We start from the raw sequence: 20,674 nt of genomic DNA on the forward strand, positions 1-20,674 counted from the left end.
AATTACATCATCAATGAATTAACCTTAATCAACACGGTTAAACTTTTCAACTGCGTTTTTAGTGGAATACATAGTATTAAAATATAAATTAGACACTTTTGACCAAAACCAAATTTGTTAGATAAAAATATGAAATACCTTTTGTACTTGATAGGTCTAATTAAACGTATAGTTAAATTAATTATAAAGGTGGATATTTTTATGAAAAAAACACTCTCATTAACGTTAGCGTCTACCCTCGTTTTATTTAGCACACTCTCTTACGCAGAAGAGACAAAAAAAGCAGTGCTTGCAGGTGGTTGCTTTTGGTGTATGGAATCAGACTTTGAGAAACTTGAAGGCGTAACCGACGTAATATCTGGCTTTACGGGGGGTAAAATTAAAAACCCTACATATAATGGTAATCATAAAGGACACTATGAAGCGGTTGAAATTACCTATAAACCTAGCATTGTAAGCTATCAAGACATACTCAATCATTATTGGGTTAATATTGACCCTTTTGATCCGAAAGGCCAATTTTGCGACAAAGGCCCCAGTTATCGCAGTGCTATATTTGTTGCTAATGAAGAAGAACGTAAATTAGCAGAGCAATCCAAACAACGTGTTATTAAAGAGTTTCCTAGTCAAACCGTTGTTACGCCAATTTTAAATACAACGGTGTTCTACCCTATCAAAGGAAAAGAAAGTTACCATCAAGATTACTACAAAAATAACCCTATCCGTTATAACACTTATCGCTGGCGATGCGGACGAGACAGTCGCCTAGAAGATATTTGGGGCGACAGAGTTACGCATTAAAATTAAAGGCTGCATTTAATGCAGCCTTTTTAACGCTTAAAAAGGCATTAAACGATGCTATTATTAATTTTTTATTAATACTGTTTATTTTATTGTCCAGTTTATTAATATTTAACTCTACAATAAACTTAACTCCTAGATTGTTAAACCTGTATTAAATAACTGGAGTTACATCGTATGAAAACCAAACAATTACAATTAGCCCGTGCTCTAGATTTACCAACACGCCAAGAAATGTTAAACCGTGATCACTCGGTACAGCAGTTTTGGGCAAGCAACGACGACCTAATTTCAGACGCGTGGAAAGAATGGGAAGCAAGCGAAGTTGACGCGTCTACCTTTACGCTAGACGATTCGTTACTCGATAAAAATTTACGCGAAGCCATACAACAAGCATGGGAAAATCCATCTAAAGAGCATTTAGTAAAAGCGCTTTTAGAGGAAGTGGCACCTGATGTGTTTCAGTTTCAATTTTTTGATCCTGAGCGCCTAACCGTTTTACGTGGCTACCTTGATCAAGTATGGGACTCTAACATCCCAATGCGCCCACCGTACGGTATTGTATTAAACCGCCGCGGCGTTATGCTCGATAAACGATCAGAAGGCTATTTAGCAGCCCCTAGTTTTCAAACATTTTATAACGAAATGCTAAACACCTATATGCGCCCTATAGCGCGTTTATTATTTCCTGAAATTACAGGTTACGACACGCAAACATTTGGTTTTTCTATTTACTACGACCCAAGTACAGATGCGTCTATTCGCCCACATACTGATGCATCAGCGGTAACGTTAAATATTAATTTAAATTTACCGGGTGAGGAGTTTACCGGTTCTGAGCTTGATTTTTACGACCTAGTTACAGGTAAAGTAACTCAACTTAGTTTTAAGCCAGGTATCGCGATGATCCACAGAGGAAGTGTGGCACATGCTGCTAAACCCATAACGAGTGGCGATAGAACCAACTTTGTACTGTGGTTGTTTGGCGACCGCGGGCGTTTACCAGCTCAAGGCGCACAACGCCCAGTAATAGATGCTACAAAGCGCTGGACTACGCCAGTAACAACACCCGATGGGTACGCACCATTTTAAATACCCCTGTATAAAACTGATATCAATCAGCCCATTAAAGCTAATTAATAATTAGTTTAATGGGCTTTTTACTTGTTGCTTTACACGTTAATAACTATCTTTTAAACATTAATAGTTAATTTATTGCAGTAGAAATGACGTTAAACAGCATTTTAATAGCCGCATTGTTATTATCACCCGTCGTTAATGCATCAATCACTGAGCAAACGCTCGTAGTAGGTTTTGGTGAAAAACTTCCCCCTTTCGTATTCCCTGATTCAAATAGTGGTCTAACAGTAGATATTATTACAGCGGCTTTAACACCTTTAGGCTACACAATTGAGTCTCGATATTATCCTTACACTCGGCGTGTAAAAGAGTATAAAAAAGGAAATATCGATGTAGTAGCAGATATTAATTTAAATACTGCAAACGGAAACATCCTAAAAGGTTATTTATCATATGCGTCTTATACATACGAAAATCTTGCTTTTGCTTTAAGTAAAAACAACTTTAAATTGAGTGAAATAGCCGATTTGAAAAATTATAGTCTATTGTCATGGCCAAGTGCTGCCATTCACTTAGGAGATGAGTATGCAAATATGGCTAAAGCTAATCCATTGTATAACGAAATACACGACCAATCGCTTCAAGTTAAATTTTTGTACTTAGACAAGGTAGATGTTATACAAATGGATAAACAAAGCTTTGACTACTTTCGCGCAAATATAAAAGATATTGATACAACACAAAAAATTGATAGGTTCCCTTTATTTGGAAAAAGCCCTAATGGATATTTATTTAAGTCTAAAAAAGTACGCAATGACTTTAATTTACAACTGCAAAAACTCAAAGAATCCGGCAAGTACAAGCAAATTTTTGATGGATACTTAAAATAATTAATTTAAAAACAAATAGACTGCCTATATAAGCAGCCTATTTTTTTATATCGTTTTAATGGATACGTTTAAAACTTATAGGATGCAGAAAACTTAACGTTTCTTGGTGTACCAGGTTGTACCCACGCATCGGCAAACGAGTTTGTGTAATACGTTTCATCAAACAGGTTATTTACCTCAGCCGCAATGCCAATTTTGTCTGTCACATCGTAATTTACAAAAACACGCGCTGTTGTGTAGCTTGGTAATTCAAAGTCGGTACCAAAAAAGCCGTTACGCTTGCCCACATGTAATAAACCACCACCAAACTTAATGGTTTTACCGTAAAGCACTGTAGATTGCACTAACTGTAAACTAAGCTGTTGCTCTGGCACGTTTAATAGTGACGCGCCCGCTTCTACTGTGTAACCAAAGTTAGCATCAAAAAATGAGTTTTCGATTGTTGCATCAACGTATGCATACGACGCCCAAATTTCTAAACTATCACTAAGCTCACCCGTTAGGTCTATTTCTATCCCTTTACTTTGTGCTTCACCAATGGCGGCATAAGTAAACGCGGTTGGGTCGTCTACTACTAGCATGTTGTTTTGCTCTACTTTAAACACGGCAACAGTACCAAATAAGGCGCCATCGTTTAATGTAAATTTAACACCAACCTCTGTAGAGCTAGATTTGTTTGGCTCAAAACCATCGCCATTAGCATCGGCCCCCGAAAGCGGACGGAAGTTTTCACCGTAAGCACCATAAACAGATACATTATCGCTTGCTTTATAAACCACACCAAACTGCGGGCTCACGCGTGACTGCGTTTGTTTAGTTTTGGTGTTAGCTAAGCGGTTATTTAAGCGCTGCTCGTAATCATCAAAACGTGCACCAATACGTATATCTAACTTATCGGTTAGGCTTATTTGGTCTTGAATGAATACCCCTACCGATTCTTGAATTTCTACGCGGTCAGTATTTGATGTAGGCGTTGGTAATGCGTACGCGCCGTAAACGGGGTTAAATACATTAATGTATTGATCGCCACGTACACGCAGTGCAAATTGATCATTTTCAAATTTATCGGCATCTATTCCGATTATTAAACGATTTTCAAAGCCTGCTACGTTAACGTTACCGCTCACTTCAGCTCTCAGTACTTGATAAGTAGAATCGTAATCACGATAGCGTCTAAAGCGGTTTACTTCGCCATTTACTACACCACCAAAACCGGTTTCGGTTGCAAAGCCTTCTAAAGAAGTATCACGGTAGTTTGCACCAAATAAAATGCTCCAGTTATCATCAAAGTCATGAATATACTCTAACTGGTGCCCTAGTACATCGGCTTTAATTGGGCCATCGCCCGGCTCACCTAAAAAGCGACTTTCAGGTATAAGGCCAAGCTCGCCATCTATGGCTAATACACCTCTATCAAACGGTACTTCTTGGTCGCTATATTCAAGTTCGTATATTAATTGGCTGTTATTATTAATATTCCACACTATTGACGGGCTAAAGCCTTGCTTAGTGGTTTCTATGGTATCTCTAAAGCTTTCGGCGTCTTCGTAAAAACCAACCAGTCTAATGGCTACGTCGTCGTTAAGCGCGGTGGTGTAATCAACATCGGCGCGGTAAGTATCAAAACTACCTACAGAGAGCTTAATTTCGCCTGCGGTGTCAAACGTTGGGCGTTTAGTAACTAAGTTTACGGTGCCACCTGGTTCACCACGGCCAAATAAAGCCGCGCGCGGACCTTTTAAAACCTCTACCGACTCAATACCCGACAAATCACGTGAGCCACCAAAGCCACGTCCTGCATTAAAGCCATTTACTAAGTAATTACTTGGCAGGTTTTCATCGCCTACAAAGCCACGTAACGAAAAACTATTCCACAGCCCACCAAAGTTGTTTTGGCGCGCAACCGAGGCTGATAAATCAAGCGCTTGATCAAGGCTTACTGCGCCTGCGTTTTCAAGGGCTTCTAAATCAATTTTAAGCTCTGACTGCGGTGTTTCTAAAGGGCTAAAGTTACCTTGATAAGCCTGGCGAGATGCAACAACGGTTACTTTTTCAATTGCGTCATCCTTTACGCTTTTACTTTGCTGGTTTTGCTCAGCGGCCATAACGTGGCTGCTAAATAAGCTTACTAAGCAAGTACTTAAATAGGTGAGCTTAAGCCCTTTTGTATTGGTTTTCATTGTGAACCTTGTGAGTAATGTAAGTATTTTATAGTTATGTAGTAATTTTAATCGCGCTAAACAGCTACGTTTAGCGCTGTATTTTTAGTTGCCGCTTTGCGTGGTGTTTTCAAAGCGTGGCATGTTTTCAAGGGCTGCTTTAGTTGGGTCGCCTTGGTAAAATAACCACGGGTAATAAAACTCGCGTAATTGTTTATGAAAATCCCTAATTTGCTGCTCATATGCATACGCGGCAATTGAATCGGTATTGGCAGCACGGGTTAAGCTGCGCTGCAATAACGACGGTGGCGAAATCCAAGATACAAAACCGGCTAACTCGTATTTTTTAGCGGCTGCGTCGCGATAGGCCTCTGAAAGCTCTGCCGCTTTTAAATCGCCCATTTGTTGAAATGCGTAATACCACTTCCATTCAAATTCGCTGTTCATATCTATATATGGTGCAAGCGCTGGGTACTCTCTAATAAAAGGCTGCATAGTGGCAGATTTTGGTAAATCCCACGCATCATTTACAGCCTCGCGTTGAGTAAGCATAATGTCGCCACCTTTAGGCGAATGCACTGACTTGTTTATAGCAAGGTCGCCTAAAATAGGAATAATAAAAGCAAACAACACCCACAAACCAATTAAGCTAGAGGCAACACGTGGCGCACTGGTTGCATTTTTACCCCACCACACGCTTAGTGCAGTCCAAAATGCAAGGTAGGCAATACACAACAGCGATACATACGCCACTTCATACGCGCTTGCCCCAGCTATAAATCCGCCTACAAAAAATGGCAGCATTAAACACACTGTTATTGCTACAAACCTTACGGTTATACGAGCGCCCCACAAAGCAAAGTAAGACTTAGCTGTAGTGACTAATAAATCGTGCCTACCGCTGGTACGCTCGCTTGCAAATAAATCATGAAACAGCAAAATAATAACCAGTGGCGCTAGCGCACTAATTACAAACACAAAATCTATTTTACCGGCTTGAGCCAGCTCAGCATTTTGTGCATCGCTTTCGTAAATTTGCCCCTCAAGCGCTAATAAATTAATGCGGTGTTTCCACGGGAATATATCGCGCTCGCCTAAAGCAGCAAATGCCAGGTTAGATGGCTGCGAGTACGTTAAATGAAAGCTGTAATAAGCCAACATGCCTGCATCGCTTTGCTTTTTCTGTACTTTAGCGCGGTCGCTTTGATCTGCTGCTTTTAAGCGCTCTATTGTTTGCTGCTGTGAGCTTACTTCGCTTAACCCGCTGTAAATAGCAAAACCCGATAAAATAAAGCTACACAGTAGTAATACCACTACGTATTTTTGGCGCAGTAAAAATCCCCATTCACGCATAAGTTGTGTAATTAAATAGCTCATAACAAACGTTTTCCTAAAAATTTAATACCGCCGACAAGTACTACAATCCACAGTAATAACTGTAAAAACGCAGGTACACTTCTTTGTGCTCGAACATCTGCACTGTCCACATTAAAATTAAAGTCTTGAAGTATTTGCCAGTTTTGAGCGCTTACACGTGCTTTTTTAGTGGCTGCAGCATTGGCGTTTCGGTTCATGTCATCTTTGTAATCAAGCTCTTCAATATGAATTTTGTTAAGCCCTTGCACAAAATCAAAACGCAGCTGTTCGGTTTCACGTAAAAAACGATGATGCGTTTCTATGCTTGTGCCCACCACAATCATTGAAAGCGTGCGAATAGCCACCATAGGCGATACCCAACCAAAATAACGCGATACCTGAGTTTGCTTAAGTTCACTTTGCATACGTAGCTCAGCAAATTGGTTTAGTACGTTGGCTTGTTTAGCCTCTGATTCACTGGCTACTAAACCTCTAAAGTTTACCGGCAGCTCATCAATGCTATTTACGTTGTACTTTTTAAGGAGTGATTGTTTAAATTGCTTAAATGCAGGGTCGTTCGTGTTATGGCCATCGCCTAGTTTTCTAAGCTCGGCTTTAACAGCAAAATCGGTTTCTATTTTACCGGCAGATGGCACAGCCGTTGAGGCCGAAGTACTTGCTACGCGCGGCATAACAATACACAGTAAAATCCATACAAACGCAAGCGCCGTAAAACTACCACTGTTTTTACTAAACACGCTCGATGCGAGTAAAATCAGTAATACCCACACAGTTAAATATAAAGCGTAACCTACAACAAAACTGGCAACTGCTAATAAGCTTTCACCCGCAGATACCGTAAACAAAGCCGATACAGCCAGTGGCGCAATAACTAAGCCCACTACCGAAAGCAGTGCTAAACCTTTACCGGTAATAAGCGTAATACCCGACGTGCCTTGCGCTAATAAGTACGTCAGCGTTTGCGATTCACGCTCACGACTAATAGAGCTGTAGCCAATTAATATAAGCAGTAACGGCGCTAATGTTTGCACTATAAAAGCAGGCGTTAAGCTACCTAATTTAGTAAGCGCTGTACCTTGGCGTTGATCGGCGAACATTGCACTGTTTTGCCTATGTCCTTCTAAAAATATTGAGTTACCTGTGTATGCGTCAATACCTGGGTCGAGGGTGCTCAGTGGTGAAGGCGTTCTAAAGGCATAGTGCCCATAGTGCACCATTCTGTGTGGGTGACGATCGGGCTGATCAACAAAACTTTGCTCGGCATTTGATTGAAGTTCATGGCGATCATGGCTAAGTTCAAGCATAGTAATTGCGGTCACCACAACCGATGAAAGCGTAAGCAATAAGCCAATGGCTAAAACGGTCATTGCTAGTTTTGAGCGAAGCCAATAGCGCCATTCATCTTTGGCAACTATAACCACCTTTGAAAAGTTATTTATACTCATTACGCGCCTCTTTGCGCAAAGGCTGCGTGCACTTGTTCGGTGTCAATGCGGCAGTTTTCTGGCGCGTCAAATTCGCCCACCAGCTCGCCGGCTCTTAGTAACCCAATACGGTTAGCTACTTGGCAGGCGCCGTATACATCATGCGTAACCATTAAAATAGTAGCGCCGGTTAATGCAAGCTCGCGCACTAGCTGGTTAAACTCATCTATGGCAACAGGGTCAAGGCCCGATGTAGGTTCATCAAGTAAAAATATCGGTGCTTCACGTAAAATAGCCAGTGCAATCGCGGTTTTTTGCCTCATGCCTTTAGAATACGTTTGCATAGGACGCTCCCATGCAGCTTGTTGCAGCGCTACACGGTTAAATGCGGCATTAATTTGCTCATCTGTTTTATTAATATCAGCAAGTGATAAAAAGTATTTTACGTTTTCGCGGGCGGTCAAATGCGGGTATAACGTTGCAGACTCGGGTAAATACGCCGTTTTGCCGCGAACAAAGTCAAGTGCTTTACTCACCTCTTTACCCGCTACTTTTACCCAGCCTTGCGTTGGTTTATTAAAACCCAGTAACGTTTTTAACGTGGTTGACTTACCCGCACCGTTACCGCCAAGTAGTGCATAAATTTCGCCTGAGCCCACAGTAAAATTTAAGTTTTTTAAAATGGCGTTATTTTTAATACTAAAACTTAGCGAGTCCACTTCAATAATGGCTTCACCTTTATTTTTATGAGTACCATTTAATAAAAAATTGCTATTATTTTCAGCTCGTTGAGGTTCTATTTGTGATGTTTGATTAATTGCAGTAGGTGTTGTCACATTCACACTCTATTAAAGAAAAATTCAATGCGCAGGATGTTATACTATAACAATACTTAATTGCAACAATATAACATTGTATTTTTAATCAATATTTCAAGCAGCTGAGCGTGTAAAATAATATGGCACTAAAAGCGTGATCACAGTCCGTCAACCCTAGCATTCTGGCGAGTTGGTAATTTAAGATATTGTGCTATCTTTTTATTATGTTTAATTAAATAAATACCGGATAACATGCGGATCATAGGCTTCATTATCATCGTATTAATGGCAATATCTGCAACTGATAAAAGCTATGCAAATGACATTGATGTTCAATTTAGCGGATTTGCATCTTTTGCCCTTAGTTACACTGACGACTCAGATATTGGCTTTGCATCTAATTATTCAAATGTAAACAAGTCTGGTTTTTCAGCTACGCGTGATTCAATTTTAGGTGGCCAGGCAAATATATCTTTGTCAAATAACTGGGATTCTGTAGTTCAAATAGTGATACAAGATCATGCATTCAAAAGCTTTGATAATTTTTTAGAACTTGCATTTGTACGTTACCGACCATCACGTAACTGGGCCATCCGCGCAGGTAGGTTAAACAGCGACCTTTACTTACTTTCTGAGTACCCTTACGTTGGATACGCTTACTTGTGGGTGCGCCCGCCTCATTCGTATTACTCGTTTGCAAACATTGCAGGTAATTTTGATGGAATAGACGTTGAATACAGTAAAGCCATTAACGATGGCTTCTTACGCTTAAAACTCGCTTATGGTGGCTCTACAGCAAAAATACACGCTTATAATGACGATTTTTTTATTGATTTTGATAACTTAACAACCCTCAGTGCAACATACTCTTTAGATGCATGGACAATGCGCTTTTCGTTATCAAGGTCCGCTTTTGGCGATTACAAACTAACCGCATTGGATGAGTTTATATCTTCACTAGATTCAGTACCACAAATAATATGGCCACAAGCACAAACAATATCGAACAAATTTAATACCGAGGGAAATAGTATAAAGTACGCTGCATTTGGGCTTACTTACGATTATGATAATTGGCTTATTCAATCTGAAATGGGTATTTCAGAGTCCGATTGGATAATTGCACCATCAGTTCTCAACAGTTACATTAGCGCAGGTTACCGAGTAAACAATGCAATATTTTACACTAGCTTTTCTGCAGCAAAAAACCGCCACAATGTAATTAAAGTAATTGACCCTGTTTTCTCACCAGGTACACCTGAACAAATATCAAAACCAATACAACAACTGGCTCTAGCTGCTCAAGCTTCAATTAAGATTCCCTATGTACATCAGCATTCGATAAACGTAGGTGTAAAATGGCAACTGTCAGAACGGTTAGCTCTAAAAGCTCAACTAGATCGCTTTGATATAAAACCAGTTGGGGCGGGATTATGGAGCTTAAGTAATCCTGCAGATGTCGATAAAGGTCACAAAGTACATGTACTCAGCTTAAATGCTAGCATGGTTTTTTAGTTATGATAATCGCTCGTAACCTTTACTTTAATTTAATACTTTCCATGTTTCTGCTAGTTGTTAGCATGTATGCCGAGTCTACTGAATTTGTTGTAGTGGTAAACAAAAACAATGCTATTAATGCCTTATCGAAACGGGAAGTAATAGATATTTATATGGGCCGATATTCAACTTTCCCTGATGGTGAAATATCAAAGCCACTCGATCTGCCCGCGAAATCAGCATTCAAAAACGATTTTTACTTAAAATTGGTCAATAAAGATGAGCAGCAAATAAATGCGTATTGGGCCAGGTTATTATTTTCGGGCAGAGGAAAGCCCCCCACACCATCAGCCTCTTTGGAAGATGCATTAAAAACAATTGCATCATCGCAATATGCAATTGGCTATATCCCCTTGTCGCACGTTACAGATACAGTAAAAGTGGTATACACGTTTGATTAAAGTTATTAGCCAAAAACTCTACTTACGAGTCGCTTTATCTATTGCCTTAGTTGCTATTGTTGTATCAATAGTGTCGGCAATGCTGTCGTATTACTCAGACCTTAAAGAAAAGAAAAACACCAACTATCTACTGGTTCAGCAGTTAGCCCATACCGTTGAAAAAGCAGCGACTATAGCTGCTTATTTAAACGATCAGGAATTAAGCCAAGAAATAATTAACGGCTTGCTAAGTAACGATATTGTGAAAGGCGCAAGCATAGAGGGTAAATCAAATACAAAAGGAGAAATGGAGTTATTTATTGCAAATGGAACTACTAATAAACAAAAAGAAGCAGTATTAGTTAAGCTTGTTCACCCTTTTCTAGATGACACTTTTATAGGCGTTTTATCAATATACCCCGACGATAAATTTATACAGCAACAAGCACAAGCCGCACTAAAAAAAGAATTCATATTAATGCTAATACAATCTATCGTCATTGCTTTTTTTGTGTCGCTTGTTGTACAAAGGTGGCTTACGAAACCTATTCAAAACCTTACTGATAGCTTTGCTAAAATTAATCCATCTAAACCTGAAACCCTTAAAATGTTAAGCTTTAAACAGGGTAAACGAGATGAAATAAGTCGATTAACACAAAATATAAATGCTTTAATGCATGAGTTGCATTTAACTATTAGCAATGAACAAACCCTACGAAAAAAAACACAAGAACTGGAAGCAAAATTTAGACTTATATTTGAACAAGCCAGTGCTGGCATTTGTTTACTGGATGATAAAAATACTATCACTACCTTTAACCCTGCGTTTAAACATTACTTTACCCTACCCGGTGAAGAAAAGTTATCAACCTTGCACTTCCCTGAATTATTAAATAACGTTGAAAAATTACAAAGTCTACTGTTAGATATTCGAAGTGATATAAATCCACCTCAAACAACATTAGATGTTGAGTGTAAAATAGGCTACAAAACGGTTTGGTTTCACTGCTTATTTGTAAGGTTAACAGACCAAAGACAAAACAACCGGAGTCCCCAGCAAGAACAATTAGTAGAAGTAATTTTACATGACGTGACCGAACGAGCAGAACGTGAATTTCAAACCCAATTTGAAGCCGATCACGATCCACTCACTGACCTATTTAATCGCCGTGCCGGCGAAAAGCGCCTAAAAAAAGCAATGCGTGAATGCGCTAAACACGGCCAACATCTTGTGCTTATGATGATTGATTTAGACAAATTTAAACCCATTAATGATACCTATGGTCACGAAGCCGGCGATAAAGTATTAATAGAGATAGCAAACCGCTTTAAAAAGCGATTTAATAACAATACTGACCTATGTATACGGCTAGGCGGTGACGAATTCATTATTGCGCAGCAAATTAATACTTACGATAAAACCGCAACACAGAACCAAGCCATAGCTCTGATCGATGAGCTACAACAACAAGTTAGTATTTCAAACACTAGAACATGCGCAGTGGGTGCAAGCATAGGTATTGCAATAGCACCTACTGATGGCACTGAACTTCATGAATTAATGCACAACGGTGATAAAACCCTTTATCACGTAAAAGAAACAGGCCGAGGAAAAGTCGCCTTTTACGACGATATAAAAAATTAGATAGCGTGAATGAGCATCTATATAGTAAATGCTATAACTTTTTTGTGGCTTTTAAATAATCTTTATTATAAAAATACGCCGCTAAACCAAAATACGAAATAGCACCTAAATAAGCGATTGGAAAGTGGCTATATACGCTAAGGTAGATAAGCAATAATATAAAGAACAGGCTAATGCTAAAGCACATCACTGCCAAAAGCCTGCCTAACCAAGATATAGATTGGGCTGCAATATTTAAAACAAACAAGACAATAGCGCCAAATATTACATACCCTAAAGTGTTTAAATCTTCCCCATGCGCTAAACCGTCTTCGCTGTAGTACATCATGTAATGAGCAAGCGGAGTCATTGCTAATAAAGCCCAGAAACCATAACTGCTCCAAGTTGATGAAACAAAATAGTTATTACCAATGTTAGGCGCAGGAAACGATGCTTTATATCTATTTTGATTCATCAAAAGTGACCTTTTATTTAGTGAATTCAGCTACTATAGCTACGCTTATTATTGATTTTTATAAAAATAATTACAACTTACCTCATTGACCACAAATAACCACACTAGTAAAAAGTGATAAATCAGCCCCCTAAACCCATATTTCCATCCAAACCTTTAAAGTAAATTGAACAATTAAGTTTTCAATTGATAGAATGCCAACCTATTTTTTTATCAAGAGATACAATGGCAAATTTCAATACTCATCTTAATACTGCAGTCATCATCACCGGCTTAAGCTCAGCCACTTTATTAACTGCAGGCCACATTGATTTAAACGGCGCACTTTGGCTGTGGTTTTTAGGCTCCATTGGCGGCTTATTACCCGACATAGACTCTGATAACTCCACATCACTCGATACTATTTTTAACTTATTTGCGCTAAGTACAGTATTAATAGTAATGCATTACATTACCACGGAGCTAACTATTCAAATTAGTTTTGTCGAGTTAATTGTAGTGCCTTTGTTAGTGTATGGATTTATGAAATATATTGTCAGGCCCATTTTTGAATGGATCACAGTACATAGAGGCAGTTGCCATTCTTTATTATTTATACTATTTTGCGCGTTGTTAACAACACAAGTAACATGGCAATTTAATGACCAATCAACCCTTTATTCGGCAACTTTTGCCTGGTTAACAGGTGGGTTTATTTTACTCGGCGGCTTCATTCATTTATTGCTCGATGAAATTTACAGCGTAGATTTAAGTAATGTGGAAATAAAACGGTCATTTGGATCGGCTCTAAAAGTGGCTGAATTTGATAATAAATTAATTACATTGGCTTCGATTATAGCTATTACATGTTTAATCTATATTGCCCCTCCTACAGCGCAAACTATATCGGCCTTGAGTGACTGGTCTCATTTTAGGCTTTTATCTAGTTAGTTTAGTATTAAGGCAGTTTGCAATGTTACTAACTTTAACTAGTTATAACATTGCCAAATTAGTTGCCACTATTTGATACAAAATATTTTTATAATTTTAAACGAAATAATTAAATAGTTTCACCTGTCTTATACCTGCAAGTTCGAAAGCTTTTGCATCATTTAAAGCGTCAAATATAAATTATAAGAGGTCCTTAATGGAATTTACGAATAAACGCACCACCCTAATTGCAGCATCTTTATTGTTGGCGTTAGCGATAACACAGGCTATTTTTACAGCGCTTTACAGTGGCGGAATTAGCTTTTCAAGGCAGTATGCATGGGGTCTAGAAGCGGTGCTGTTCACAGTACTTGTTGCATTTTCAGGTGCAGCTATGCTGCAAGCAAAAAATTCTCAACTAGGCTGGTCGGCAATCACATTTAGCGCTGTTCTTAACATAATACAAGTAAGTATTGGCCTAACTTTATTTTCAACATTTGGAAAAGTAGCGGGCGCAGTAGAAGGCGCACAGCCATTAATTGGTGGTGTAGTGTCTTTATCATTCATGATTTACTATGCAGCTAAATTATTATTAGGCTTAGCAGCCCTTGTATTTGGCCTATCTTTTATTGCTAAAGGTGGCAAAGCCATTGGTAGCCTTACAGCCCTTGCAGGCGGTGTTGCAATGCTTGCCAATGCTATATTAATTATTTTTGGCCGTGATGGATTTTTACCATCAGGCGTTGCTGGTGCTTCAGGCATGGTTGCAACATTACTTTTATCAATATGCTTAATGAGCCTTTACCGCAAAGTAGACTGAGGCCTAATACCTTACAAGCAAGGTATATATTTTATAGGTTATAAACATCGGCTAATATTTTATATAGGCCGATGTTTTACCTTTAACCCACTCGCCCAACGTATTCCAAATTGTTTATCTCTAAACCTATTTATCCAATTGACTAAAAAACAAAATATACCAGCCCTCATGTTTATTTAAATCGCCTGTAAAAGAGACCTTGAATCCATTAAATAAAAATTGCACGTAAACAAAGCTATATTTCTGTATGCTTTAAATTGGTACCACTATTTATTATTTATAACTTTGCTTTTTTACCCACCTCATTAGCATGCTAAAGTGCCAATACAAGCTAAATTTAATTATTTAGCATACCCTACTTCGCTAATAGATTAATAATAAAGAGAAAAAATGACAAAATCTAACACCGGTGTTGTTGTATTAAGTGCCGTAAGAACAGCAATTGGCAGTTTTGGCGGAACCCTTAAAAACTTTACCCCTGCAGAGCTTGGTACACTTTGCGCAAAAGAAGCCATTAAAAGAGCACATATTCCCTTAAACCAAATAGGTTCATCCGTAATTGGTAAGGTAATACATAATGGCCCAAAAGATGCCTACCTATCTCGTGTTATCGGCTTAAATGCCGGGCTACCTATCAGCAGCCATGCAGTTACACTTAATCGCTTATGTGGCTCGGGCCTTGAAGCAATAATACAAGCAGCGCAACAAATTCAATTGGGTGATGTGGACGCAGCCCTTGCTGGTGGTTCAGAAAGTATGAGCACATCGGCTTATACACTTCAAAGTAACCGCTGGGGACAAAAAATGGGCAACAGCGTAATGTTAGACGAGCTCACAACGACATTACAAGATCCGTGGGATAACAATCCTATGGGGATCACCGCAGAAAATGTCGCAGAAAAATATAAAATCAGCCGCGAAGAACAAGATAATTACGCAGCGCAAAGTCACAATAAAGCAGCTAAAGCAATTGAAAAAGGTCTTTTTAAGTCTCAAATAGTGCCAATCGAAATTAAATCGCGTAAAGGGAGCCAAATATTTGATACAGATGAACATGTTCGTGCAGACACATCAACTGACAAACTTGCCACACTTAAGCCCTACTTTAAAGAAAATGGCACAGTAACAGCTGCTACATCTTCAGGTATAAACGATGGCGCAGCTATGCTTGTACTTATGTCTGAACAAAAAGCCCACGAACAAGGGCTTCAACCTATTGGACGACTTATTGGCTATTCTCGTGCTGGTGTTGAACCCTCATTAATGGGAACTGGACCTATTCCCGCTGTACAGCAAGTATTTGAAAAAACGGGCTTAACAATCGACGACATTGATATAATTGAGTCTAATGAGGCCTTTGCAGCGCAAGCCTTATGCGTAGCAAACGAGTTAAACTTTCCTGCACATAAGGTGAACCCGAATGGCGGCGCCATTGCCTTAGGTCACCCAGTTGGTGCAACAGGCGCTATTTTATCAACAAAATGCTTATACGAACTAAAACGCATTGACGGTAAATATGGGCTAGTTACTATGTGTATTGGCGGCGGGCAAGGCATAGCCGCCATTTTTGAAGCGCTTTAGTTAGTTTAATAAAAAGCTGTATTCACATAGAGCAAAAAAACACTTTGCTTTTAGAGGAAGTAAAAACGTGTAAGGCTATATATTTGCGCGAACTTCCTCTTGAGTCTTTATTTGCGAAAATTAATTATTTAAAAACTCTTTAAATAGAAAATAAGAGTTACCTGATTTTATAGTTTAACTATTATCGTTGAGCAAAACTCGATTTATAAAACGTGTTTACAAGTTAACTTTCTTACCCCCAAAAAAGCACCACCAAATGATATTAAAAATAAAATCGGTAAAAACAGTAATGTATTGTTGTTAGCAATGTTTATAGCCGGGCTGCCAATAACTGCCAACGTATTAATTAACAATAATATCAAACTTGATTGAAGGTAGCCTTTGTACCCTATAGCCCCTGCAAACAACAACATAAAAAATGAACCTAAAATCGCAGGCGTAAATGGTGCAAAGGCGAGTAACATGCAAACGAATGAAAATATAACAGCACATCCAATTATTATTTTAAACATAATAACCTCAATGATAAGTGGCGTTTAATCCAAGTAATTAAAAGAAGATTAAACCAAATTAACTTTGCCGGGTCTGCTTAACATCCGCAATTTCCAATGTTAACGAACTCATTTTTTAAAAAATCGTATTTTGGCTTCTTTTATTGTGGTTAAAAATATAGAAAATGCACAAATTCCACCAGCCATAAACACAATTTGAAAGCTAGATAACGAAGAAAAGCTATATTGCGGCGAATACACATACTCCCCTAATAACTGTGCAAAAGTCGCTACACCTAAAATTATTAATAATGGGCACACAACTAGCGTAAACCAAAACCAAATACATTTAATGTCTTTCATATAAATTTCCTTTGTATTCCTTTAAATTTAACTTAAAAATAAATTAGCCTTTAGGCTGTCTGTATTTTAAAAGGCTACTCGTTTTTGAGCTCGAACAAAGTCTCTAACGCATCAATATACAATAAGCAGCAATGACGATAGCTTTAAAAAATCTTAATATGAGTTCCTTACTGAGCTTCTATGAGATCCCTAAACATTTATATGTACTCTGTTTTTAATAACCCAAAGCATTTAAGATCGTGAAATTGGTTTTTCCAATAGCCACTTTGACGCCTTATACCCTCTTCTTTAAAACCTACTTTTAATAATACCGCCTCAGACGCAGCATTACCTAAAACAGTATCGGCTTGTATTCGGTGTATGCTACACGGTAATTTACCTTCAAAAGCTGCTTTTACAATACAATTTACCGCGTCTGTTACATACCCTTTCCCCCAATAATCGGGCTGTAAATCATAACCAATAACAGCACTTTGCATTTTGGCATTCCATGAGTTAAACCCACAGGTACCAATTAGTTTATTAGATTTTTTTAACCGAATAGCCCAGCGTATTCCTAATTTTTCACTAAAACGAACATTAAATAACGTGATTAAATTGCTAGCTTGGGTTAATTCAGTCATAGCTTCTAAATCGTAATATTTTATAACCGACTGGTTTGAAAAAAGCTCAAACAGGGCCATAGAATCTGCTGCTGTTACTTGGTCAAGCACAATGCGTGGGGTGTTTAATATTGGAAAATCCATTTCATTCCTATTCAATGCTTATAATTGTGCGTTTATTAATACAAACCTAAATTTGAACTCGTAATATGCCAAAATACACACAAACACAGCTTCTAATATAATAAACACAACGCCAATTAAACTTGCTGTTTGTACATAATATAAAGCAATAAAAATGCATATACATACCCATACCGCGTTAGCTATTGCCAATACAGTGATTGAGTAAACAGGCTTAGTGACTAAAAAAGCAAGGGTTAAAGCGTAAATTCCATAAATAACATTGGCACTGGCAAGTAAAATTACAATATTTACTGGTAGGTTATACAAAACCGAAACCTGATCTAATAAAGCAAACAACAATCACCCACGCTAAAATCAGCCGCGCCATCTAGATGTAATATGTTTATAGCTAAACCCTCTATTTAGTAATTAACGACGAGTAATCAAGCATAAGCTAAAGCGAATACTATTATATCTAGAAGTAAACTTCATATAATCATTAAGCCTTTAACTTATACGGTAAGTTTAGGTTTCACATTTATTAAAAAAACAACCTCAATGCAAATCCAAATGCGCATAGCAATGTACCTGAAAACATAATACATTGCTGTACTTTGGGAATACCTATAGATGGTGTTTCTTTTGATTTAAAAATATCAGTAAAAGGTAAGAAAAATATTTTCGGTATTAACGCTAAACTAAGTAGCAATAAGAATGCCCCAATACTAATTAATAAATCTTGTGCATTAAATTCGATAATCCAAAAATCGTAAATGCCGCTAATTAATAATAAAAAAGCAAAACTAATACATAGCGTAAACGCTACTTTTTCTCTCGTAGATGAATTACTCATAAAAATCCTTCTTACATAAAATTTTAATCCATAAACTAAATGACTTACGCTAATAAAACCAACTTTAATTTGTAACTATTTATTAGTTAATATTAATACTTGGCTTAAAGCAAATGACTTATTTGCTCTTTTTTGGCTGGCTTACATTTATTGTAAACAGAATGACGTGATTTGCTTTCCTGTAATTGTTTTGAAGAGTGCGTGTCTAATAGAATATAAAAAGTCGTACTCGTTCTAATTAAGTAAATTTTGCAAATCATTAGCACAATTATAGTTTTTACTATGCTTAGTGAGTTCTAGCATTTCCTCGTTAAAAATACGTGAATAAGCAATGGCGTGTTTTTCCAGCTCAATTTGTGCAGAACAATTACCGCTGTCTGCACCAACCCACAAAACATCCCATCTAGTTTTCAATATAATACATGCTGTCATTTGAATATGCTCAAACCCAGGGCGAGCAGGAACTAAACCATTAGCGACGGCGATAAAAGACACTCCTTTAGTCTCAAAACTTTGTTTTGCATCAATCTCTGCACTTTCAGTAATTAAGTCATTACGTAGGTGTTCAAAAGAGCAATCATCTGCAAAAACAGAAGGGGGAAAAAGAAAAATAAAAAGTATAACTATCTTCATGAGACCCTTAATAATTACCGCACTAAAACGGGTGAGGAACATTGTCCTGCTCTAATGATTGTTTTATGCCAATTAGCACAATTGGTTCTTCGTTATCCATGAGCAAGTTTAGTTCTTCGATTTTCCAGATACCTGCAGATTTGTACATTACAACATATGCGAGTCCTGATTTTTCATTACCTATTATTTTGATAGCAAAGTTTGCTTCACCCTTAACCCCACTATCGGAAATTTCAAATCCATTTGCGTAATCAAATGAAAAATCTGGGGATTGACCAAAGTTAGCCTGAACAATAGGATTAGTGGATAGTTTACTTACTGCCATCTTGAATGCGCGGCTGTCAGTAAAGTTAACTATTACGGAAGCCATTATTATTGTAAATATTATGATAAAAGCACAAAAGAACATTACTCGTTTATGGAATTTACTTTTACTATTCCACCATGCGAACCCTACATCAATAAATGACATTTAACTCTATACTCCCTTGGCACATAAAGGCCCAATATGCCGACGAAACGAGCTCAGAGAATTGAGGTCGGAATAATTGGATTGTTATGTGATTACAATTTAAAGCCCAGTGCTTTTATTTTTAGACTTAAACAGACCTTTACCAGTTAATAGCGACAAATAAACACCCACGACAATTATCATTAACATTGAGCCAATAAAAAGCTCTCTTTGAATTACAAAAGTAACTGGAATTACAGAGGCTATAAATAACATAAAAGTGGATGAGATATTCTTCTTAGTAATATAACTCGCATTTTTAATTCTAAATAATTTCATTATTAAACTCCTTTTTAGTTTTCAGCAAAAATTACATTACGTTGCTTAATAATTCCACTAAACAACTTTAATGTAAACAGGTAATTACGTAGGCTTTAAAACACCCGTTATTAAAATCCACCAAAACGACTTTTAATAATGTTATGGGATAAAACACAAGAACTGTATAAATACACAGTACCGGTAAATATTTCATTCCTCGGTTATAAAACACTTAACTCACTGGCTGTTAATTTAGCTAGGTGGTTTTAATTTTTGCGGCTGTTGATTATGATAATGCAAAGTCTGCTTTTATAAATTCATTTAAATTTTTCATTCATTTCATTAAGGATCACCGCATGTCTCAGTATGACGAATCTCCAGAGCAAATTGCACAGGCCACTGAAGGCTATGTAATGCAGCAAACTATGTTACGTATAAAAGATCCAAAACCGTCGCTGGCATTTTATCAAAATGTATTAGGTATGAAGCTATTAGGTAAGTATGACTTTCCTGAAATGAAGTTTACGCTGTACTTTTTAGGCTACGAGCCAACACAGCCAGAAGGTGATGATAAGACAAAAGCAAAATGGGTATTTGGTCGCCCTGCTCTTATAGAGCTCACTCATAACTGGGGCACTGAAAACGACGATAGTTTTAAGGGCTACCACAGCGGTAACGACGAGCCAAAAGGGTTTGGCCATATTGGTATTAGTGTACCCGATGTGTACGCTGCCAGTGAGCGCTTTGCAAAATACGATGTTGAATTTGTAAAAAAGCCAGACGATGGTTCAATGAAAGGCTTAGCATTTATTAAAGACCCTGACGGCTACTGGATAGAAATACTCTCACCAGATGGTATAACCGATATTATTTTTGGTAAATAATCTCAACTCTTGATAAACCGGTTACCACATACTAAAAAGCCAGCTGTTACGCTGG

23 protein-coding genes are annotated in these 20,674 nt (G+C 37.8%); 10 read left to right on the plus strand and 13 right to left on the minus strand.

Annotated features, from left to right (window positions below):
• The first annotated feature begins 201 nt into the window (after window positions 1-201).
• The 3 genes from msrA (at window position 202) to MTF67_RS13730 (ending at window position 2,771) form a co-directional block, all read left to right on the plus strand.
• Entirely contained in the window at window positions 202-801 is a 600-nt protein-coding gene (msrA, locus tag MTF67_RS13720) for a peptide-methionine (S)-S-oxide reductase MsrA (protein WP_138740961.1), read from the plus strand.
• 177 nt (window positions 802-978) lie between these two features.
• Window positions 979-1,893, plus strand: a complete 915-nt coding sequence (locus tag MTF67_RS13725) for a 2OG-Fe(II) oxygenase family protein (RefSeq protein WP_008133048.1) — start codon at window positions 979-981, stop codon at window positions 1,891-1,893.
• Between the two features lie 134 nt (window positions 1,894-2,027).
• A complete protein-coding gene (locus MTF67_RS13730; RefSeq protein ID WP_248519830.1) occupies window positions 2,028-2,771 on the plus strand; it encodes a transporter substrate-binding domain-containing protein in 744 nt (247 codons plus the stop codon).
• Between the two features lie 68 nt (window positions 2,772-2,839).
• Here the strand turns inward: MTF67_RS13730 and MTF67_RS13735 are convergent, their stop codons facing one another.
• The 4 genes from MTF67_RS13735 to MTF67_RS13750 form a co-directional block, all read right to left on the minus strand.
• Entirely contained in the window at window positions 2,840-4,951 is a 2,112-nt protein-coding gene (locus MTF67_RS13735; protein WP_248519831.1) for a TonB-dependent siderophore receptor, read from the minus strand.
• A gap of 84 nt (window positions 4,952-5,035) precedes the next feature.
• A complete protein-coding gene (locus MTF67_RS13740; protein WP_248519832.1) occupies window positions 5,036-6,307 on the minus strand; it encodes a DUF3526 domain-containing protein in 1,272 nt (423 codons plus the stop codon).
• Window positions 6,304-7,752 carry a DUF3526 domain-containing protein gene (locus MTF67_RS13745; RefSeq protein ID WP_248519833.1) on the minus strand — a complete coding sequence of 483 codons (1,449 nt, stop codon included), beginning with the start codon at window positions 7,750-7,752 and terminating at the stop codon, window positions 6,304-6,306. Before MTF67_RS13745 ends, MTF67_RS13740 begins: the two co-directional genes overlap by 4 nt.
• On the minus strand, window positions 7,752-8,567 hold the full coding sequence (locus MTF67_RS13750) for an ATP-binding cassette domain-containing protein (protein WP_248519834.1): 816 nt from the start codon (window positions 8,565-8,567) through the stop codon (window positions 7,752-7,754). Before MTF67_RS13750 ends, MTF67_RS13745 begins: the two co-directional genes overlap by 1 nt.
• Before the next feature lie 234 nt (window positions 8,568-8,801).
• Between MTF67_RS13750 and MTF67_RS13755 the strand changes: the two genes are divergently transcribed.
• Genes MTF67_RS13755 through MTF67_RS13765 form a run of 3 tightly spaced genes read left to right on the plus strand, consistent with a single transcriptional unit; the run spans window position 8,802 to window position 12,131 of the window.
• Window positions 8,802-10,064 carry a hypothetical protein gene (locus MTF67_RS13755; RefSeq protein WP_248519835.1) on the plus strand — a complete coding sequence of 421 codons (1,263 nt, stop codon included), beginning with the start codon at window positions 8,802-8,804 and terminating at the stop codon, window positions 10,062-10,064.
• Window positions 10,065-10,066: 2 nt separating this feature from the next.
• Window positions 10,067-10,507, plus strand: coding sequence for a hypothetical protein (locus MTF67_RS13760; RefSeq protein ID WP_248519836.1), 441 nt, complete (start codon window positions 10,067-10,069; stop codon window positions 10,505-10,507).
• Window positions 10,500-12,131, plus strand: a complete 1,632-nt coding sequence (locus tag MTF67_RS13765) for a sensor domain-containing diguanylate cyclase (RefSeq protein WP_248519837.1) — start codon at window positions 10,500-10,502, stop codon at window positions 12,129-12,131. Before MTF67_RS13760 ends, MTF67_RS13765 begins: the two co-directional genes overlap by 8 nt.
• Before the next feature lie 31 nt (window positions 12,132-12,162).
• Here MTF67_RS13765 and MTF67_RS13770 read toward each other — a convergent pair whose 3' ends face one another.
• The gene (locus MTF67_RS13770) at window positions 12,163-12,585 is read right to left on the minus strand and encodes a hypothetical protein (RefSeq protein WP_010556482.1); all 423 of its coding nucleotides are present in this window, start codon (window positions 12,583-12,585) and stop codon (window positions 12,163-12,165) included.
• 225 nt (window positions 12,586-12,810) lie between these two features.
• On the opposite strand from MTF67_RS13770, the gene MTF67_RS13775 reads away from it, so the two are divergent.
• The 3 genes from MTF67_RS13775 to bktB all read left to right on the plus strand — a co-directional run bounded on the left by MTF67_RS13775 (window position 12,811) and on the right by bktB (window position 15,895).
• The gene (locus tag MTF67_RS13775) at window positions 12,811-13,515 is read left to right on the plus strand and encodes a metal-dependent hydrolase (RefSeq protein ID WP_248519838.1); all 705 of its coding nucleotides are present in this window, start codon (window positions 12,811-12,813) and stop codon (window positions 13,513-13,515) included.
• A gap of 196 nt (window positions 13,516-13,711) precedes the next feature.
• A complete protein-coding gene (locus MTF67_RS13780) occupies window positions 13,712-14,314 on the plus strand; it encodes a thiamine biosynthesis protein ThiC (RefSeq protein ID WP_248519839.1) in 603 nt (200 codons plus the stop codon).
• 390 nt (window positions 14,315-14,704) lie between these two features.
• Window positions 14,705-15,895 (plus strand): beta-ketothiolase BktB, encoded by a 1,191-nt coding sequence (bktB, locus tag MTF67_RS13785; protein WP_248519840.1) that lies wholly within the window; start codon window positions 14,705-14,707, stop codon window positions 15,893-15,895.
• 203 nt (window positions 15,896-16,098) lie between these two features.
• Here bktB and MTF67_RS13790 read toward each other — a convergent pair whose 3' ends face one another.
• From MTF67_RS13790 to MTF67_RS13825, 8 genes are all read right to left on the minus strand, one after another.
• A complete protein-coding gene (locus tag MTF67_RS13790; protein WP_248519841.1) occupies window positions 16,099-16,407 on the minus strand; it encodes a DUF6419 family natural product biosynthesis protein in 309 nt (102 codons plus the stop codon).
• A gap of 108 nt (window positions 16,408-16,515) precedes the next feature.
• Window positions 16,516-16,749, minus strand: a complete 234-nt coding sequence (locus MTF67_RS13795; RefSeq protein WP_248519842.1) for a hypothetical protein — start codon at window positions 16,747-16,749, stop codon at window positions 16,516-16,518.
• Between the two features lie 197 nt (window positions 16,750-16,946).
• Complete coding sequence (locus MTF67_RS13800; RefSeq protein WP_248519843.1) at window positions 16,947-17,495, minus strand: GNAT family protein; 549 nt, start codon at window positions 17,493-17,495, stop codon at window positions 16,947-16,949.
• Window positions 17,496-17,513: 18 nt separating this feature from the next.
• Complete coding sequence (locus MTF67_RS13805; RefSeq protein ID WP_248519844.1) at window positions 17,514-17,834, minus strand: hypothetical protein; 321 nt, start codon at window positions 17,832-17,834, stop codon at window positions 17,514-17,516.
• Window positions 17,835-18,018: 184 nt separating this feature from the next.
• Window positions 18,019-18,330 carry a hypothetical protein gene (locus tag MTF67_RS13810; protein ID WP_248519845.1) on the minus strand — a complete coding sequence of 104 codons (312 nt, stop codon included), beginning with the start codon at window positions 18,328-18,330 and terminating at the stop codon, window positions 18,019-18,021.
• Window positions 18,331-18,564: 234 nt separating this feature from the next.
• Window positions 18,565-18,963: a hypothetical protein gene (locus tag MTF67_RS13815; RefSeq protein WP_248519846.1), complete on the minus strand. Its 399-nt coding sequence runs from the start codon at window positions 18,961-18,963 to the stop codon at window positions 18,565-18,567.
• 22 nt (window positions 18,964-18,985) lie between these two features.
• Window positions 18,986-19,435 carry a cytochrome c oxidase assembly factor Coa1 family protein gene (locus tag MTF67_RS13820; protein WP_248519847.1) on the minus strand — a complete coding sequence of 150 codons (450 nt, stop codon included), beginning with the start codon at window positions 19,433-19,435 and terminating at the stop codon, window positions 18,986-18,988.
• Window positions 19,436-19,534: 99 nt separating this feature from the next.
• Entirely contained in the window at window positions 19,535-19,753 is a 219-nt protein-coding gene (locus tag MTF67_RS13825) for a hypothetical protein (RefSeq protein WP_006792994.1), read from the minus strand.
• Between the two features lie 338 nt (window positions 19,754-20,091).
• On the opposite strand from MTF67_RS13825, the gene gloA reads away from it, so the two are divergent.
• On the plus strand, window positions 20,092-20,619 hold the full coding sequence (gene gloA, locus MTF67_RS13830; RefSeq protein ID WP_248519848.1) for a lactoylglutathione lyase: 528 nt from the start codon (window positions 20,092-20,094) through the stop codon (window positions 20,617-20,619).
• The last annotated feature ends 55 nt before the right edge of the window (window positions 20,620-20,674 follow it).

The organism is Pseudoalteromonas sp. 2CM32C (genome assembly GCF_023161925.1).
Taxonomy (GTDB): domain Bacteria; phylum Pseudomonadota; class Gammaproteobacteria; order Enterobacterales; family Alteromonadaceae; genus Pseudoalteromonas; species Pseudoalteromonas marina.

What these genes read in the sequence shown, in the direction of transcription:
- msrA (WP_138740961.1), top strand. Translation starts at nt 202, where the DNA reads ATGAAAAAAACACTCTCATTAACGTTAGCGTCTACCCTCGTTTTATTT.
- bktB (WP_248519840.1), top strand. Translation starts at nt 14,705, where the DNA reads ATGACAAAATCTAACACCGGTGTTGTTGTATTAAGTGCCGTAAGAACA.
- MTF67_RS13755 (WP_248519835.1), top strand. Translation starts at nt 8,802, where the DNA reads ATGCGGATCATAGGCTTCATTATCATCGTATTAATGGCAATATCTGCA.
- MTF67_RS13780 (WP_248519839.1), top strand. Translation starts at nt 13,712, where the DNA reads ATGGAATTTACGAATAAACGCACCACCCTAATTGCAGCATCTTTATTG.
- MTF67_RS13760 (WP_248519836.1), top strand. Translation starts at nt 10,067, where the DNA reads ATGATAATCGCTCGTAACCTTTACTTTAATTTAATACTTTCCATGTTT.
- MTF67_RS13790 (WP_248519841.1), bottom strand. Translation starts at nt 16,407, where the DNA reads ATGTTTAAAATAATAATTGGATGTGCTGTTATATTTTCATTCGTTTGC.
- MTF67_RS13775 (WP_248519838.1), top strand. Translation starts at nt 12,811, where the DNA reads ATGGCAAATTTCAATACTCATCTTAATACTGCAGTCATCATCACCGGC.
- MTF67_RS13745 (WP_248519833.1), bottom strand. Translation starts at nt 7,752, where the DNA reads ATGAGTATAAATAACTTTTCAAAGGTGGTTATAGTTGCCAAAGATGAA.
- MTF67_RS13740 (WP_248519832.1), bottom strand. Translation starts at nt 6,307, where the DNA reads ATGAGCTATTTAATTACACAACTTATGCGTGAATGGGGATTTTTACTG.
- MTF67_RS13735 (WP_248519831.1), bottom strand. Translation starts at nt 4,951, where the DNA reads ATGAAAACCAATACAAAAGGGCTTAAGCTCACCTATTTAAGTACTTGC.
- MTF67_RS13730 (WP_248519830.1), top strand. Translation starts at nt 2,028, where the DNA reads ATGACGTTAAACAGCATTTTAATAGCCGCATTGTTATTATCACCCGTC.
- MTF67_RS13725 (WP_008133048.1), top strand. Translation starts at nt 979, where the DNA reads ATGAAAACCAAACAATTACAATTAGCCCGTGCTCTAGATTTACCAACA.
- gloA (WP_248519848.1), top strand. Translation starts at nt 20,092, where the DNA reads ATGTCTCAGTATGACGAATCTCCAGAGCAAATTGCACAGGCCACTGAA.
- MTF67_RS13810 (WP_248519845.1), bottom strand. Translation starts at nt 18,330, where the DNA reads ATGAGTAATTCATCTACGAGAGAAAAAGTAGCGTTTACGCTATGTATT.
- MTF67_RS13825 (WP_006792994.1), bottom strand. Translation starts at nt 19,753, where the DNA reads ATGAAATTATTTAGAATTAAAAATGCGAGTTATATTACTAAGAAGAAT.
- MTF67_RS13795 (WP_248519842.1), bottom strand. Translation starts at nt 16,749, where the DNA reads ATGAAAGACATTAAATGTATTTGGTTTTGGTTTACGCTAGTTGTGTGC.
- MTF67_RS13770 (WP_010556482.1), bottom strand. Translation starts at nt 12,585, where the DNA reads ATGAATCAAAATAGATATAAAGCATCGTTTCCTGCGCCTAACATTGGT.
- MTF67_RS13800 (WP_248519843.1), bottom strand. Translation starts at nt 17,495, where the DNA reads ATGGATTTTCCAATATTAAACACCCCACGCATTGTGCTTGACCAAGTA.
- MTF67_RS13815 (WP_248519846.1), bottom strand. Translation starts at nt 18,963, where the DNA reads ATGAAGATAGTTATACTTTTTATTTTTCTTTTTCCCCCTTCTGTTTTT.
- MTF67_RS13820 (WP_248519847.1), bottom strand. Translation starts at nt 19,435, where the DNA reads ATGTCATTTATTGATGTAGGGTTCGCATGGTGGAATAGTAAAAGTAAA.